The organism is Pseudomonas sp. P1_A1, assembly GCF_056406935.1.
Window position 1 is genome coordinate 1 of sequence record NZ_JBFTZE010000015.1, and the last position, 16,324, is coordinate 16,324.

The following is a 16,324-nucleotide window of genomic DNA, read 5'->3' on the forward strand; positions in this document are numbered from 1 at the left end:
GTATGTTGAGTGCCTTGCAAAAGCTGAGATACAAAATGTCTACGAGCACAGGTTTGTCTCTAGATTTATGAATTTTGCCTCCAGATTGGATCCGGAGTTTTTGAAAAAAACGTCTTTCAAAGAACTCGCTTTGGTTCACGTAAACGCAGGTGAGCCTTACCAGACACATCGTGATCTAATGATGCGTTGTTATACAAAAAGATTTGAAATTCAAAGCGCCCGAATCGATCTGTCCTGATGTCTTATATATAATTTTGACGACTAAGGGTTGGGGCCAACAAAGAGGCAGATTTATTTTCATAAAATAAATCTGTCCCTTTTTATATTTTAACCACGCTTATTGACTTCGTTTGATCGAACGATTTTGCTATCGCTTCAGCTTGTCCGGATATATATCGACACCCATAGCAAATGAAAGACCCTCATCAGCCGCCAATCGTTGCTCTTCGACATGCATAGCAAGGGATAAATAGATCAGCGCGGAGCGACTTAGAATTACCAGTCGCTTAGCCTTTTCAATCAGATCGTCCCTTTCAATTTGATGTGCGAGATAATCCTTAAAAATATCAGCAGGCTCACTGAATCTGGTGAAAGGATCGACTACCTTGGCATACTTGTGCTCTAAGTGATTTCGGAGAATATCAAGATCTTTTGCGCTTGGATGCGCAACGTCGCGTAAATCTTCAGAGTAAATGTCTTGCGCTAGCCAGTACAAACCTCTAAGAGGAAGATTTCGTGACGACTCGAAAATCTCACGAATCTGCTTTGGCTTGCCCTTGCCTTTAGACTCTTCGAACCAGATAGATCTAAAATAGACCTGACGCTCACTGATTCCAAGTTTCCAATAGGCATTAACAAAATATGCGACCTTATCTAGTACTGAGTAAGCGGATCGGAAAGCAGTCTTGATTTTCTCTAAAGCCATGGAATAGAGTGCGTAGTCCGCATTAAAAGACAAAGAAACGTCTCTATCCGCAAAATGTACTGCATGATCTGTGCTCCCTTCATAGAGGCAAAGCCGTGCGTAAGCAAACTCTTGCTTAAGCTGATTGAAGAATGCCAGAAAGGTAATCCCTATGTCGTTTGCGCTATGAGTAGGTAAATTCAGCACATCATGCCCAGCAATTGAATACGCACCTAGATCATTCATTGGATTTAGAAATAGGTTTCGATCCAAGCACCATCGGCGGTATTTTCGCTCTTTCTTAGTTTTACCGATAGACGTCTTATCAAGAACACTTAGCTCGGGAACTGAATCCCCCCTAAGCATGGCCCCGGTCATATCCCTATATACTGTGAAGTATTGAATCGCCTCTTGATACGTGGCTCCGTCTCTACCAACGCCTCCATCAACTGCCGTAGCTAAAGCATCGTGAGCATGCACCAGAAACCAGTATGCATGCCCATCGTCGTAAAGAGCCTGTCCGTATGTGATTAGTCCGCGTCCTAGATTACCTCGGGCCATACCTAAGACGGGTTGTTCAAATAGTGCCTTTCGCCACTCATCCAATGCATCGACAAACCGTCCGGCTGCACTAAGAGAATTGGCAAGGTTGCAGTGGAGCTGTGCTCGACGCGCTGATGGTAATAATGCGTATCCCTCGTGCTGTATAGCCGATCGGAGCCAATATACTTGTTTTAGTAACTCTGGTTGATCCCAAGACCAAGCATCTTCAGGTGACATGCATTCCAAACGATGGAGCGCGGCCCATGCGTTCGAGCAGTTATACCGCACTAGGCAGGCATCAATTGGCATACAGTTCGGCTCGATGAGTGCCGATAACTCAATCGCCCGTTTTAGCACCCGAATGTTACCTTCTTGGTCAGCGGCATCTACCAATTGAGCTAAGGCCTCACATGCCTCGGCAGACGCTCCCGCATCTTCGCAAAAATGCTCAACCGCTTTAATACGCCTGTCGAGGCCGCCCGACTCACATGGTTCGTCGCTTTCCATTCTATTCCCATCCCCGTCGATTTGGATTAGCGAGCCTTATGGCCCCTGAATTCCCCTGAACTTTTAGGTACTCGACGACTTCTTGTAGCCGGAAGCGGGCTTGGGCCGAGTGTCCGCTTAAGGCCGACATTTCCCCCCGGTCACAGTGATTTTTTGACCCATAGTTGTCTTTCGCGAATGACCAACACTATCCAGAAGCGGACGCCAACATGACGTTGCCCATGAATGGTTTGAAGGAGGCGAGGTGAGCCACTCAGATCTTCGCTTCGATTTTCTCGACCATTTCGGCAATACTATCCCCCGTAATTGAGTTGTCTCGCCTCCAGTCTCCTCCATTTTTGGACTTCTGGACATAAAGGCTCTCACCGTCATTGCAAATCCTAAACGAAGTGTTGCCTCTAAGTACTGGCTGTCCTCCGACAACTGACCAGTCAGGAATATCAGATTTAATATTGTTAAGGTGGGTATGAAAAGCAGAGGCTGATGGATACCTTTTCGATGGATCGATATGGGTTGCCTTTCTTATTGCTCTCCTGAGGTTTTCGGGAACCCAAGAGGGAAGTGAAAAAATATTTAAAATCTTTCCTCTTCGGATTTTTTCTCGAATGCATGCATCAATAAAAATAGCCTTGTCGGGCCTGGACGTTAGGCGATCATGCTCGCGTCTTTCTGCTTTGTTTAACCATGCCATTTCCTCATAAGGTAAGTAGCCGCCTAGGAGCTGATAAAGAATTATTCCGCACTGGTATATATCCCCGCCAAATCCATATGAGTCTGCAGCAATCGATTCAGGTGGTCTATAGAGTACAGCATGGCTGGAAGCGGGGATTGAGTTGAGTCCTTCTGGAATATACTTAATTGACCCAAAATCACCGATTATTGATCTTCCGTCCTCGCCCACATATATATTGGACGGCTTCAAATCTCTGTGTAGATAGCGGCGTTGGTGCAGATGAACTACACCACTCAAAATCTGTCTAGTGCGCTCAACGGCCTGCAGGTTGCCATGCTCGGTCTTTTCTAGCGCATCGTCAAGGTCGCCACTTGAACAGCGAGGAGTCACAAAATAGGCCCATTCCCCATCAAGCAAACCAGCATTCTTGACTGGAAGGATGTTAGGCGCCTCAATTGCCGCCAGGGTGCTAGGCTCTGCGTGGTATTTTGCGTCGCCGCCCCAGTAGTAGAACTTTACAGCGACCTCGTTTTTCAGAATCCTATTTTCGCCGAAGAAAAGATAACCGTTTCCACCTTTGGTTATCTCTCGCGTAAACTTTATATCCTTACTTAAGATGTTAAGTTGCGCCTTTATTCGCGGAGGCACACTAACGTTGTCAATGAGGATCTCGCTCATACATCTAGTCTCCGGATGTATAGCGCGGCAGATTTAAATGCGTCCTCTTGATATTTCTTAAGATCTACAGGCAATTCAAATGGAATTTTCTTTTCTGCGGCAGCTATTCCCTGGCCTGTTTCAAATCGGACCTCAGCAATCCCGTTGAGTTGAATAAGTGACTCCATTTTGAATGAAATTGCACCCCCCGCCTTTGGCCCTTTCTGCGCACGCTTCTTAATCACCACCAGGTCAATGTCGTGCTGCCTAGAAAAGTTTTGAAAGGTTTCAAAAAACGACTTAATGTGATCGCTGGACTCGTCATCCCCAAGTTTAATTCTGCGGGGTTCGATATTCAGATGCACGTACCCTAAGTCTGTCTTTTCCAGTAGAACAATAATTGCCTCGGAACCCTTCAATTCGACACCACAGATCTTATCCATGAAATTCCTTTTTAGAGCTAAGAATTGCCGTTGAAAATAATTTTAGAAATTAATTTGTAAAAAGCTAGCAGATGGCCATAGAGACGTCTACGCCACCTTTGGCTGATTTCCGCCGTGCTTCACAGGGCACCAACGAGTCGAATGCAGGCAACCTCGACCGTCCGGCTATTGGCCGATTTCTGCCTGTCGCCACCGGCAGCTATAGGTCGAAACCGACTAGCCCACGGTGGAGAAATCAAGCCAGGCTCCAGCAAAGCCTTCCCCCACGTTTGCCTTTTTTGAGCGAAATTTCTGGGCAAGGTCTTCGGAAGTTTCCTTCAAGTTGTGGCGGTTTTCGTGAACTGGTGCGAAAGGAATTCAACCGATAGCCTTTGGTGGTCACTGCACATTCAGTGGCAGGGTGTAGGAACCCTCCAGACCATGAGAAACGCTTTGGCGTCGACACCTGATTTGCGGCTGTTACCATGCGCCCGTAATATCAGTAGCGGCGGCTGTGCGCGGGCACGCTTCGGTGTGGTCGAGTTCTCTGGTCTCGATATTCCTACCCCGCGTATAGCTGCCACCCAAGCCTGTAGGACGGCCGATGGTAGCTCCACTTCTACCAGAGGTTTAAAAATGAAAAATCTTCATCCTGATCCACCCTACGAAAAACCAATTCCCCACCCCAAAAACCGCTTCATGGCGTTGACCAGCAACTGCACCGACATGCCCACCCTGTTTGTCGACACCCACGCGCCGCTGGACATTCTGACCGAAGCTGCTAGCTACCGAATTCGCGCCGTCACCCAAGTGCTTGAGAACCTGTCCATGCGTGGCTCGGTCGAGTGCGATTCGATGATTCTCAGTGATTTTGCGTTGCTCTGTGCCATTCCGCTGCGCGATGGCTGTGATGTGCTGGATGTGATTGGGCGGCGGTTGCGGGCTCGGTCTTCGGAGTAGCGTCTAGCGGCTTTTGTGGCGAGGGGGCTTGGCCCGTCGCCACAAAAGCAAGGTCAAAAGATCGCAGCCTTCGGCAGCTCCTACGGGATGTACGGCAAATCACCGATGTCCGGCAACCAACGCTTCCTCGGTTGTCGGCACCGCCAGGCTATCAATCACATGCACGCTATACCCCGGCACATTCTTCGCGTGGTGTTTGGCTTGGGAGGCCATTTCCGCTAGCTGGCTCGCGTCGAGTTGTCCGCAGGCCTGTGGATGCAGATGCACCACGCCGATGGACAGCGACAGTAGCGGAAACTCCTGGCGCACACCCTGGCGGTTGGGGGCGATGAAGCAGCCGGCTTCGAGGTGTTCGCTGCGGTAGAAGCGTCGGCATTGGCTGTGGAAGTCGTCCAGCAATTGGTTCAGGCGTTTGCGCCAGTCTTCGGGGCCGAGCACCAGCAGGAAGTCGTCACCGCCGATATGGCCGACGAAGTCGCGGGATGGGTCGACGCGGTCGTTCAGGCATTGCGCCAGGCACAGTAGGACTTCGTCCCCACGACCGTAGCCGTAGATGTCGTTGAAAGGTTTGAAGCTGTCGATGTCCACGTAGCAGATCACCGATTCCCGTTCCTGTTGCAGCAGGCGTGTCAGGCATTGCTGGATGGGCACGTTGCCTGGCAGCAGGGTCAGTGGGTTGGCGTAGCGGGCTTGCTGGATTTTCAGTTCGGTAATCAGTTTGAGCACGTCGATCACTCGGCCCAAGCCCAGATAGCCGCCGTTGAGGGTGATGATGAAGTCTTCTTCGATGCGCTGGCGGGCGCGGCTGGTGATCAGGCGGCTGACCTGTTGCAGCGACTGGCTCAGCTCCACGGCGAGGAAGTCGTCGCTCATCAAGCGGCTGATGGGTTTGCGGGCGAACAGGTCGGTGGCAAAGGGCTTGAGCAGGGCATCCGAAAGCGAATGACAGTGAACGATGCCGCACGGCCGGCCTTGCTTGTCGAGCACCGCCAGGGAGTTCAGGTTGGCTTGGCGGCGGAAGGCTTCCAGTACGGTGGCGGTCGGGGTGTCGCTGGCCATCGCTGGTTGGTCGTTGAGTAGGGCGCTGAGGTCACTGGCGTCCTCGTTCAGCATCGCTGCGGCGGTGTTGGGTTTGGGCATCAAGGTTCGGGCATCGCGGGGCGGATGCTCCTGGGGCCGGCAGAGCAGATAGCCTTGTACAAGATCGACGCCCATTTCGGTCAGCACGGCGAGTTCTTCTGCCAATTCGATGCCTTCGGCGATCACTTTTGCCCGGGACGCCTTGGCGATCTGCAGGATCGAGCCGACGAATTCACGCTTGAGCGCGTCCTGATGAATGCCGTCGATAAAGTGTCGATCGATCTTGACGTAATCCGGGCGCAATTCAGACCACAGCCGCAAGCTTGAATAACCCGCGCCCAGATCATCCAGCGCAATCGAAAAACCCATCGCCCGATAGTGATGCAGGGCGGTTTGCAACAACTGGAAATCGTCGGTCGGGGTCTGTTCGGTGAGTTCGATCACCACCTGGCTCGGCGGTATGCCGAAATCCTGCAGCAGTTGCAGGGTGCGCCCGGGTTGGTGGGCGGCTTCGAGCAGGGATTCCGGTGAGACATTGAGGAACAGTTTGCCGGGCAGTTGCTGTTCATTGAAACGTCGGCAAGCACTTTGGCGGCAAGCGATTTCCAGTTCGCTGAGGCGACCGGCCTGGCGAGCGACCGCGAACAGGGCGATGGGGGAGTGCAGCGGGCTGTTGGAGGGGCCACGGCTGAGGGCTTCGTAGCCGATGATCTGTCGTTCAGAGAGGGAGATGATCGGCTGGAACAGGCTGTGCAAACCGCTTTGAGTCAGTATTGAGCTCAAGGCACTCAGCTGTTCGGTTGTGGTCATGGCGATCTCTGGCGATAAAAAAAGGACCGGGAGCGCAAAGCTCCCGGTCCTTTATTTCACGACAGAATGATGTCTGTTTGATGACGCTCCGGGGAGCGTCAGCATTAAATTGCCATCATCTTGTTTGTAAGCACTTAGTGCTTGGCGACCGCGGTGTTGAGTTTCAAGTAATCCAGCAGAATCCGCCCGGTCTCGCTCAGGTAGGCGTCGTCTTCTGGCTTGGTCTTGTCCGGCTCGGCCGCGATGGCATCTTCGTCTTCTTTCTTCAGCTCTTTGAGCGGCTCTTCACCCTTGGCCTTGCGACGGATGTTTTCCATGGCCAGTTGCTTGGCTTCGATATCGGCGTGTTGTGCACGACGGTCGGCTTCATTGAGGCTGACGGTTTTTTCGGCCATCAGCTTCTGGGCCAGGGCCAGTTTGTCGCGGATGAACACGAACTCCGCGTCTTTGGCCGTGCGCACGTCATGCTCGGACTTAAGCGCTGTGATGAACGGTTTGAACGGGTCGACCGCCGGCTTGATGGCCGCACGGATGGTGTCCCACGGCATGGCTTCCGGCAGGGCGCTTTCGCCGATTTCCTTGGTGTCGATGATCGACGGGTAATCGATGTCCGGCAGTACGCCTTGATGCTGGGTGCTCTGGCCGGAAACCCGGTAGAACTTGGCCAGGGTCAGTTTCAGTTCGCCATGGTTCAGCGGCTGAATGGTTTGCACGGTGCCTTTGCCGAAGGTCTGGCCGCCGATGATCAGTGCACGGTGGTAGTCCTGCATCGCACCGGCGAAGATCTCCGACGCCGAGGCGGACAAACGGTTGACCAGCAACGCCATCGGGCCTTTGTAGAACGCGCCCGGGTTTTCATCTTCCAGCACATCGACCCGGCCGTCGGCATTACGCACCAGCACGGTCGGACCTTTGTCGATGAACAGGCTGGTCAGCTCGGTGGCTTCCTGCAAGGAACCGCCGCCGTTGTTGCGCAGGTCGATAACCACGCCGTCGACCTTGTCTTTCTGCAGCTCGGTCAGCAGCTTCTTGACGTCGCGGGTGGTGCTCTTGTAGTCCGGATCGCCGGCACGGAAGGCCTTGAAGTCCAGGTAGAAGGCCGGGATCTCGATGACGCCGAGCTTGTAGTCCTTGCCATCCTGCTTGAGGCTGAGGATCGACTTCTTCACCGCCTGATCTTCAAGCTTCACCGCTTCGCGGGTGATCGGCACGATCTTGCTGGTCTGGTCATTCGGCGCGTTGCTGGCCGGAATCACTTCCAGGCGCACCACGGTGCCTTTCGGCCCACGAATCAGTTTGACCACTTCGTCCAGGCGCCAGCCGACCACGTCGACCATCTCTTTGTTGCCCTGGGCCACGCCGATGATCTTGTCGGCCGGAGCGACCTGCTTGGTCTTGTCGGCCGGGCCGGCAGGCACCAGGCGCACGACTTTGACTTGATCGTTATCGCTCTGCAACACGGCGCCGATGCCCTCCAGGGACAGGCTCATGTTGATGTCGAAGTTCTCCGCGTTATCCGGTGACAGATAGTTGGTGTGCGGGTCGTACGACATGGCGAAGGTGTTGATGTACGCCTGGAAGATATCTTCCGCGCGGGTCTGATCCAGACGCACCAGCTGATTCTTGTAACGCTTGGTCAGGGTTTCCTGAATCTGCTTTGGCTCTTTGCCGGAAATCTTCATCCGCAGCACTTCGTCCTTGACGCGTTTGCGCCACAGGTCGTCGAGCTCGGCGGTGGTCTTGAGCCAAGGGGCATCCTTGCGGTCGACCAGCAAGGTTTCCTTGGCGGTGAAGTCGATCTTGTCGACGCCCTTGTTCAGCTCGGCAAGGGCAAAGTCCAGACGCGCCTTGACGCGGTCCAGATAGCGCTTGTAGATGGTGAACCCGGCGTTGAGGTCGCCGCTCTTGAGGAAGTCGTCAAACTGGGTTTTCCATTTGTCGAATTCGGCAATGTCACTGGCCATGAAGTAGCTGCGCGATGGATCCAGCAGCTTGAGGTAGCTGTCGTAGATGATCGCGGAGCGCGCATCGTCGAGCGGCGGCTTGCTGTAATGGTGACGCTTGAGCAATTCGACGACGTTCAGACTGGCGATGACTTCGTCGCGATCGGGCTGAAGCTTGTCCCAGCTGTTGGCTGCGAACGAATTGCTCGACATCGGCAAAAGACCGAGACCAATGACAAGAGCGAGGGCGGTGCTGGGGAAAAAATGCTTCATGCTGATTCGACGCGGGGACAATTGATCACGCATATTAGGCCGTCTTTGAAGTCGCCGGTTCCCACAAGGGCCGGTCGCATAATGCAAGAAAGCCCGGCGCTATAGCTTCGGGCTCAGTCCAGACTCACTATGGAGGCACTGTGAAAGCATTGCAAGGCGTTGAGGGGCGAGTGGAGTGGGTTGAGGAGCCGAGTCCTACGTGCGATGTAGGACAAGTTCGTATCCGAGTGGCGGCAGCGGGACTCAATCGAGCCGATTTGTTACAGAAAGCGGGCCTGTATCCGCCACCGCCGGGAGCCAGTCAAGCGCTGGGTCTTGAGTGTTCGGGGGTGATCAGCGAGGTCGGCCCGGGCTCGTCCTGGCAGGTCGGCGATCGGGTTTGCGCCTTGCTGGCCGGGGGTGGGATGGCCGAAGAGGTAGTTGTCGACGGACGGCATGTGTTGCCGGTTCCCGAAGGATTGTCCCTGGCCGAGGCCGCGGCGTTGCCGGAAGTGTATGCGACCGTCTGGCTGAATTTGTTTCAATTGGCTTCGCTCAAACCGGGTGAGAAAGTTCTTCTGCATGCCGGAGCAAGTGGAATCGGTTCAGCTGCCATTCAGCTGTGCAAGGCGTTTGGTAACCCGTGCTGGGTCAGTGTCGGCTCCGAGGATCGTCTGGCCTACTGTGAAGCGCTGGGTGCCCAGGGTGGAGTGGTGCGTAATAAGGATCTGGACCGCCTGAACGATTTGGGGCCGTTCGATGTGATCCTGGATCCGGTGGGTGGCAACTACGCGGCATTGAACCTCAAGCTGCTGGCTCGCGATGGCCGTTGGGTATTGATCGGTTTGATGGGCGGTCGTGAAGCGCAGCTGGATCTGGCGCAGGTGCTGGCCAAGCGCGTGCAACTGCTGGGTTCGACCCTGCGCAATCGCGACGAGCAGTTCAAGGCCGATTTGTTCAGCGATCTCAGCCAGCACGTCTGGCCGCTGTTTGCCGAAGGGCGTTTGAGCCCGCAACTGGCCAGGACGTTTGCGATCGAGGACGCCGAAGCGGCGTTTGCGGAGCTGGCGACCAATCAGGTGTCGGGCAAGTTGGTGCTGGTGATTGACGACAGCCTGAGCTGAAATCGGGTTGGCTGCCAAAAGATCGCAGCCTCGCTTCGCTCGAAGCGAGGCTGCGATCTTTTGCTTTTACTTCCAGATATGGATCGGCCAGCCGGCTTTTTCGGCGTGTTCGAGCAACACTGGATCCGGATTCACCACATGCGGGAAATCCACCTTCAGCAGCAGCGGCAAATCGTTGCGTGAATCCGAGTAGAAACTCGCGCCTTCAAGGTTTTCCTCTTCGGCGTCCAGCCATTCCAGCAAGCGGGTGATCTTGCCTTCGCGGTAGGTCAGGGTGCCCACCGTGTTGCCGCTGTACACCCCGTGCGCCACTTCCAGCTCGATGCCGAGAATTTCGTCGATGCCCAGACGGTCGGCAATCGGCTTGACCAAATGCGTGCCCGAGGCCGAGATCACCAGAATCCGGTCGCCGGCCTTGCGGTGGGCGGCGATGGTTTTGGTGGCGTCGCTGAAAATGATCGGTTCGATGAAATCTTCCACCCAGGGCGCTACCAAGTGCTCGAGCTCTTGCGGCGTGCGACCGATCAGCGGCTCCAGGCTGAAGGCCATGTAGTCCTCCATGGCCAAGTGGCCCCTGCCGTACGCATCCATCAATTCCTTGTCGCGACGCAGGAAGGATTCGCCATCGACCCAGCCGAGGCGGGCCATCTGTTCGCTCCATAGCGAGGCGCAGTCGCCGTGGATCAGGGTTTCGTCCAGATCAAAAATTGCCAGGGCCATCAGTACGGTTCTCTCTTCAACATCAGCAAGGTCATCAGGCTACCTCACACAGGGCTGTCGGATCGATGGAAAGTGCCAGGCGCTGACCATCGGGATGCAGGTCGGACGCCGAGCGGTTCAGCACATCCACCACCAGTTCCACCCCCCGAGCTTCGACCCGATAGCGAATCACGTTGCCCAACAGGCTGTGGCTGCGCACCTGTGCGTCGAGTTCGCCGTTCAGGCTCAGCTCGATGGCCTCCGGGCGGATCGCGATGCGGTGGGTGATCGGCCGCTGCAACAATTTGCTGGCACTGTCGGCGTCCAGCAGGTTGTAGTTGCCGATGAAGCCTGCGGCGAACACGTCGACGGGTGCGGTGTAGAGGGTTTCGGCATCGCCACTCTGTACGATCTTTCCCTGATTCATCAGGAAGATTCGGTCAGACATGGTCAGGGCTTCTTCCTGATCGTGCGTGACGAAGATCGTGGTCAGGCCGAGTTCGCGCTGGATCTGACGGATCTGTTCGCGCAAGTGCTTGCGAATCCGCGCATCCAGCGCCGACAACGGCTCATCCAGCAACAACAGGCGAGGCCGGGTCACCAACGAACGAGCGAGGGCGACACGCTGGCACTGGCCACCGGACAGCTGATGCGGGTAGCGGGCGGCGAAGTCATTGAGCTCTACCAGTCTCAGCACTTCGGCGACGCGTTTTTGGCTGTCGTCGGCGTTGACCTTCTGCATGCGTAAACCGAAGGCGACGTTCTGCTCCACGGTCATGTTCGGGAACAGCGCATAACTCTGGAACACCATGCCGATTCCGCGTTTCTGCGGGCTCAGTGGGACGAGGTCGTGACCTTCCAGCAGAATCTGGCCACCGTCCACCGAGGTCAGGCCGGCGATGCAACGCAGCAGCGTGGACTTGCCGCAACCGGACGGGCCGAGCAGGGTGACGAATTCGCCTTTCCTGATTTCGCAGTTGATGTCGCTGAAGACGGTGGTGCCTGAGTAATCTTTCTGAAGATGTTGGACGCTTACATAGCTCATTCGCTTTTGTCCTTGTTCAAGATATTGGCCACCCAGGTCAGAACCAGCACAAAGAAGAAGTAGGAAATCACCAGCGCACTGGTGAAGTGGCCGCTGCTGTTGCGCATGTTGTTGAGGTAGACCTGCAAGGTTTCATAGCGGGTGCCGACGAGGATGTTGGCGAACACGAACTCACCGAACAGGAACGAGAAGGACAGCAGCAACGCCACCATCAGACCCTTGCGCAGGTTCGGCAGCACCACCAGGAAAGCTGCTTGAAAAGTGCTGGCGCCGAGCAATTGCGCGGCGTCCATCAGGTCGCGCAGGTTGATGGCTTGCAGGTTGTTGGTGATCGCCCGGTACATGAACGGCAGCGCCACGGTGAAGTAGCAACCGATCAGAATCCATGGCGTACCCACCATCGCGAACGGCCCCGAACCGTAGAGCTGCAACAGCCCCACCGACGACACCACCGGCGGCACCGCGAAGGGCAGCAGGATCAGGATGTTCATCAGCGCGTCGAGCTTAGGGAAGTGGTAATGCACCACGAACAGCAGTGGCAGGATCAGCACCACCGACAGAATCAGCGAGCCGATACAAACCAGCAACGACTGACCGAATGCATCGAGAAAGCGCGGATCGCTCCATAGCTGGATGTACCACTTGAAGGTAAAGCCGCTGGGCATAATCGTCGCCGACCAACTGCTGGCGATCGAGTAGATCAAGGTTCCGAGCAGCGGCAACAACAGAATGGCAAACAGCAAATACACGATGACCCGGTGGTAGACACCGACGGGCCCCAGTTCAGCGCGAGACATGGTAGCTCCTCTTCAACAGCAGCTGATGCACGATGGTCACCAGGGTCATCAATGCCACCAGCACCACGGCCAAGGCGCTGGCGAGGTTCGGGTCGAGGGATATGTCGCCGGACACCATGGCCGCGATGCGGATCGGCAACACGTTGAAATTGCCGGTGGTCAGCGCGTAGACCGTGGCGTAGGCGCCGAGGGCGTTGGCCAGCAGAATCACGAACGTGCCCAGCAGTGCTGGAGTCAGCACCGGCAGACCGATGTGCCGCCAGAATTGCCAGCCGTTGGCGCCGAGCAGCGCGGCAGACTCACGCCAGTCTTCGCGCAGGGCATCGAACGCCGGGTAGAGCAACAGCACGCCCAGGGGAATCTGGAAGTAGGTGTAGAGAATGATCAGCCCGGTTTTCGAGTACAGGTTGAAATCCTGAATGATCCCGGCCTGTTTCAGCATGATGGTGAAGGTGCCGTTGAAGCCCAGCAAGATGATGAACGCGAAGGCCAGGGGCACACCGGCGAAGTTGCTGGTCATGTTGGCGAACGCATTCACGAAGTTGCGCAGTTTCGAGTCGACCCGGCGCAGGGAATAGGCGCCGAGCACGGCAATGACGATGCCGAATACGCTGGACCAGAAACTGATCTCGAGGCTGTACTGGATCGCTTGCAAATAGAACTTCGAATTGAAGATTTTGCTGAAGTTGGCCAGGCCCCAACCGAACTCTTCCGATTGCAGGCTGTTGATCATTACCCAGAGCAGCGGGGCGATCTCGAACACGAAGAAGAAAATCGCGAAGGGCACCAGGCACAGAGCGGCCAGCCATTTACCGCGGGTCATGGCATTCACTTGAGCAGCTCCCGGCACACAGGTTTGTCGTGGGGCACGCCCAGCAGTTCGCAGACGGTGCCGCACAGTTCGGTCTGTTTCGGTGCAGCGCCTTGGTTGAAGCTGAAGGCGTCGCCGAGGACGAACAGCGGCACTTCGCGTTCTTCAGGCAGCAGGCCGTTGTGCGAGCGGTCGTTGTTCATGCCGTGGTCGGCGGTCACCAGCACCTGGTATCCGGCGTCGAGCCAGCCTTGCAGGTAGTCGGCGAGGATCACGTCCGCCGAGCGGGCGCTGTTGCGGTACTGTGGGGTGTCGAGGCCGTGCTTGTGCCCGGCGTCGTCGATGTTCATGGGGTGGACCAACAGAAAGTTCGGCGCATGGCGCAGGCGCAGGTTTTCCGCGTCGGCGAACAGGTGCGAGTCCGGGTAATGGTCGCTCCAGTAGAAGTGACCGTGCTGGATCGGCAGTTTCGGGTCGTCGGTGTGACGGTCCCGGGCAGCCACGAACGGTGAACGGTTATACAACTCGCTGACCCAGTGATAGGCCGCGGCGGCGGTTTTCAGGCCGGCGTCGGTGGCGTAATGGTAGATGCTGCGCTGGTTGGACAGGCGTGAGACGTTGTTGTGAACGATGCCGCTGTCGATCGGCGCAACGCCGGTCAGGATGCATTCGTAAAGTGGTCGGGACAGGGCCGGCAGTGCACATTCCAGTTTGTAGAGTGCCGCGCGTCCTGCGCCAACGTAAGCCTGCAGATGCCCCATGGCGTGGCGCGCGACTTCGTAGTTGAGGCCGTCGAGCACGACAAGGATGACGTTGTGCTTCATAGGGGGCGAAGACTCCGAAATCGAAACTGAACGTCGTAGGAGCTGCCGAAGGCTGCGATCTTTTGATCTTTCATTTGAAACTCAAGTGACCCCAAAAAAGATCGCAGCCGGCGGCAGCTCCTACGGCTGTTTTATTACGGCATATTGATGATGACTTCTTCCTGCCACTTCTGAGGCAGCGACTTGGAGGTCTTTTCCCACGCATCCGCGTCTTTGATCGGCGTGACTTTTTTGTACTGCTCGTTAGGCAGCAGCTTGGCCTTGACCTCTTCCGGCAGAGTCAAATGCTCGGCGCGAATTGGACGGGCRTTGCCTTTTGCCAGGTTGATCTGGCCAGCGTCGCTGAAGATGTATTCGCGGGCCAGTTTGGCGGCGTTCGGGTGCTTGGCGTATTTGTTGATGATGGTGGTATAGCCGGAAATCACCGAGCCATCGGATGGAATCAGCACGGTGTAGTCATCCGGATTCGCCATCTTGGCCTTGTAGCTCAGGCCGTTGAAGTCCCAGACCACGCCGACTTCGATTTCACCCTTTTCCATGGTGGCGATCGTCGGGTTGGCCATGGACAGGCGGCCTTGCTTGGCGATGTCAGCGAACAGCAACAGGGCCGGCTGAATGTTTTTCTCGTCACCGCCATTGGCGAGGGCGGCGGCCAGTACACCGTTGGCAGCCTGGGCTGCGGTGCTCACGTCACCGATGGAGACTTTGTACTTGCCGCTCTTGAGGTCGGCCCATTTGGTCGGTGCTTCGGAACCGTGCAGCAGCTTTTTATTGATGATGAACGCGATGGAACCGGTGTAGGCCAGCGCCCAGTTACCGTCCTTGTCCTTGGCCCAATCCGGAACCTGTGCCCAAGTACTCGGCTTGTAAGGTTGCACCACGCCTTGCTTGACCGCGATCGGGCCGAAGGCGGCACCGACGTCGCCGATGTCGGCTGTGGCGTTGTCTTTTTCGGCGGCGAACTTGGCGATTTCCTGGGCCGAGCTCATGTCGGTGTCGATGTGTTTCAGGCCGTATTTCTTGGCCAGGTCCTCCCAGGTGCCTTTCCAGTTGGCCCAGTCATCGGGCATGCCGACGCTGTTGACTGTGCCTTCCGCTTTCGCAGCGGCTTCGAGTGTTTTCAGATCGTTATCCGCCGCCATGGCGGCAGTGCACAGGGCAATGGTCGAGCCTAACAGTGATGCCAGGAAAAACTGTTTCATCCGAAGCTCCTTTGGGCGTTTTCAACGCTGCGATTGCGGTTGTGTTGGTCTAGGTCAGCAATACCTGAGCCAATTTAGGCGTCCTGGATGACATTTTGATGTCGACGACCGGTCGGCCTGAATTTCCTGCGCTCGGATATGCGGGGTGCGAGATAAGCGTAGACCATGGCTAAAGGGCTGATATGAAAGGGACTTGGCCATAAAATTGCAGGTGTCTGGCGCAACCGTTCGGCGGCTTTGTCATCTGTCAGTCATCTGCAGTGCCTAGGCTTGCAGGCAGTTGATGAACCCTGGTTTCAATCACGGTTCTGCCCTGAATCAGTGCTGGTCTAGTCCAGATAGGTAACGTTGATGCGCATCGAGACAACCAAAGCGGTGACAGCGATCGGGCAGGTTCTGCAAGAACAGCTCGACCATGGCCTGTTGGCGCCCGGGAGCAAGTTGCCGGCCGAGCGCAAGCTCAGTGAGTTGTTCGGTACTACGCGGATTACCGTGCGTGAGGCGTTGTTGCAGTTGGAGGCCCAGGGCCAGATTTATCGCGAAGAGCGCCGCGGCTGGTTCGTGTCGCCACCACGGCTGGCTTATAACCTGATGCAGCGCAGCCACTTTCACGCGATGGTCAGCGCCCAGGGGCGGGTGCCGTCCACCGAGGTGATTTCCGCGCGTTTGCAACCGGCATCGGCGGCGGTGTGTGCCTGGCTGCAGTTGCCGGCGCTGTCGAGCGTGATCCAGATCTGCCGCTCGCGACGGATTGACGGGCGATTGGTGCTGTATGTGGAGCACTACCTGAACCCGCAGTATTTTCCGGGGATCCTGGATTTCGATCTGAATCAGTCGATGACCGAACTGTATGCGCGGCATTACGACTTGCACTACGGGCGGGTGCGCTTCGAGATCGTACCGACCGCGCTGTCGGTGGACGCCGCGGCGGCTTTACGGGTGTCGGTGGGCAGCCCGGGGTTGCGGATTGCCCGGGTCAACTACGATCAGCATCAGCGGCTGATCGATTGTGACCTGGAGTTTTGGCGCCATGATGCGATTCATGTCGGGGTGGATGTGGTTTGAACCCCA

At 56.0% G+C, this 16,324-nt stretch carries 15 protein-coding genes; 4 read left to right on the plus strand and 11 right to left on the minus strand.

The window, feature by feature from the left end:
• A partial coding sequence (locus tag AC1D2Q_RS20870; RefSeq protein ID WP_477814404.1) for a hypothetical protein occupies positions 1-238 on the plus strand: 238 nt, incomplete at its 5' end.
• Positions 239-367: 129 nt separating this feature from the next.
• Here the strand turns inward: AC1D2Q_RS20870 and AC1D2Q_RS20875 are convergent.
• From AC1D2Q_RS20875 to AC1D2Q_RS20885, 3 genes are all read right to left on the minus strand, one after another.
• On the minus strand, positions 368-1,954 hold the full coding sequence (locus AC1D2Q_RS20875) for an LA2681 family HEPN domain-containing protein (RefSeq protein WP_477814405.1): 1,587 nt from the start codon (positions 1,952-1,954) through the stop codon (positions 368-370).
• Positions 1,955-2,207: 253 nt separating this feature from the next.
• Positions 2,208-3,305, minus strand: coding sequence for a serine/threonine protein kinase (locus AC1D2Q_RS20880; RefSeq protein ID WP_477814406.1), 1,098 nt, complete (start codon positions 3,303-3,305; stop codon positions 2,208-2,210).
• The gene (locus AC1D2Q_RS20885) at positions 3,302-3,727 is read right to left on the minus strand and encodes a DUF3010 family protein (protein WP_477814407.1); all 426 of its coding nucleotides are present in this window, start codon (positions 3,725-3,727) and stop codon (positions 3,302-3,304) included. Before AC1D2Q_RS20885 ends, AC1D2Q_RS20880 begins: the two co-directional genes overlap by 4 nt.
• A gap of 615 nt (positions 3,728-4,342) precedes the next feature.
• Here AC1D2Q_RS20885 and AC1D2Q_RS20890 point away from each other — a divergent pair.
• A complete protein-coding gene (locus AC1D2Q_RS20890; RefSeq protein ID WP_477746400.1) occupies positions 4,343-4,666 on the plus strand; it encodes a hypothetical protein in 324 nt (107 codons plus the stop codon).
• A gap of 99 nt (positions 4,667-4,765) precedes the next feature.
• On the opposite strand, the gene AC1D2Q_RS20895 is transcribed toward AC1D2Q_RS20890, so the two are convergent.
• Positions 4,766-6,556 carry a bifunctional diguanylate cyclase/phosphodiesterase gene (locus tag AC1D2Q_RS20895; RefSeq protein WP_477814408.1) on the minus strand — a complete coding sequence of 597 codons (1,791 nt, stop codon included), beginning with the start codon at positions 6,554-6,556 and terminating at the stop codon, positions 4,766-4,768.
• Between the two features lie 134 nt (positions 6,557-6,690).
• Positions 6,691-8,772 carry a carboxy terminal-processing peptidase gene (locus AC1D2Q_RS20900; protein ID WP_477814409.1) on the minus strand — a complete coding sequence of 694 codons (2,082 nt, stop codon included), beginning with the start codon at positions 8,770-8,772 and terminating at the stop codon, positions 6,691-6,693.
• A 140-nt stretch (positions 8,773-8,912) separates the two neighbouring features.
• Between AC1D2Q_RS20900 and AC1D2Q_RS20905 the strand changes: the two genes are divergently transcribed.
• A complete protein-coding gene (locus AC1D2Q_RS20905; protein WP_026286337.1) occupies positions 8,913-9,875 on the plus strand; it encodes a zinc-binding dehydrogenase in 963 nt (320 codons plus the stop codon).
• A 66-nt stretch (positions 9,876-9,941) separates the two neighbouring features.
• Here the strand turns inward: AC1D2Q_RS20905 and AC1D2Q_RS20910 are convergent, their stop codons facing one another.
• The 6 genes from AC1D2Q_RS20910 to AC1D2Q_RS20935 form a co-directional block, all read right to left on the minus strand.
• Entirely contained in the window at positions 9,942-10,595 is a 654-nt protein-coding gene (locus tag AC1D2Q_RS20910; protein WP_007936171.1) for an HAD family hydrolase, read from the minus strand.
• A gap of 34 nt (positions 10,596-10,629) precedes the next feature.
• On the minus strand, positions 10,630-11,619 hold the full coding sequence (locus tag AC1D2Q_RS20915; RefSeq protein ID WP_007936172.1) for an ABC transporter ATP-binding protein: 990 nt from the start codon (positions 11,617-11,619) through the stop codon (positions 10,630-10,632).
• On the minus strand, positions 11,616-12,416 hold the full coding sequence (locus AC1D2Q_RS20920; protein WP_105339723.1) for an ABC transporter permease: 801 nt from the start codon (positions 12,414-12,416) through the stop codon (positions 11,616-11,618). Before AC1D2Q_RS20920 ends, AC1D2Q_RS20915 begins: the two co-directional genes overlap by 4 nt.
• Positions 12,403-13,239, minus strand: coding sequence for an ABC transporter permease (locus AC1D2Q_RS20925; RefSeq protein WP_167331172.1), 837 nt, complete (start codon positions 13,237-13,239; stop codon positions 12,403-12,405). Before AC1D2Q_RS20925 ends, AC1D2Q_RS20920 begins: the two co-directional genes overlap by 14 nt.
• 5 nt (positions 13,240-13,244) lie before the next feature.
• The gene (locus tag AC1D2Q_RS20930; RefSeq protein WP_096479753.1) at positions 13,245-14,051 is read right to left on the minus strand and encodes an alkaline phosphatase family protein; all 807 of its coding nucleotides are present in this window, start codon (positions 14,049-14,051) and stop codon (positions 13,245-13,247) included.
• Between the two features lie 134 nt (positions 14,052-14,185).
• On the minus strand, positions 14,186-15,253 hold the full coding sequence (locus tag AC1D2Q_RS20935) for an ABC transporter substrate-binding protein (protein ID WP_477814410.1): 1,068 nt from the start codon (positions 15,251-15,253) through the stop codon (positions 14,186-14,188).
• 351 nt (positions 15,254-15,604) lie between these two features.
• Between AC1D2Q_RS20935 and AC1D2Q_RS20940 the strand changes: the two genes are divergently transcribed.
• Entirely contained in the window at positions 15,605-16,318 is a 714-nt protein-coding gene (locus AC1D2Q_RS20940) for a UTRA domain-containing protein (RefSeq protein ID WP_007940851.1), read from the plus strand.
• Positions 16,319-16,324: the final 6 nt, after the last annotated feature.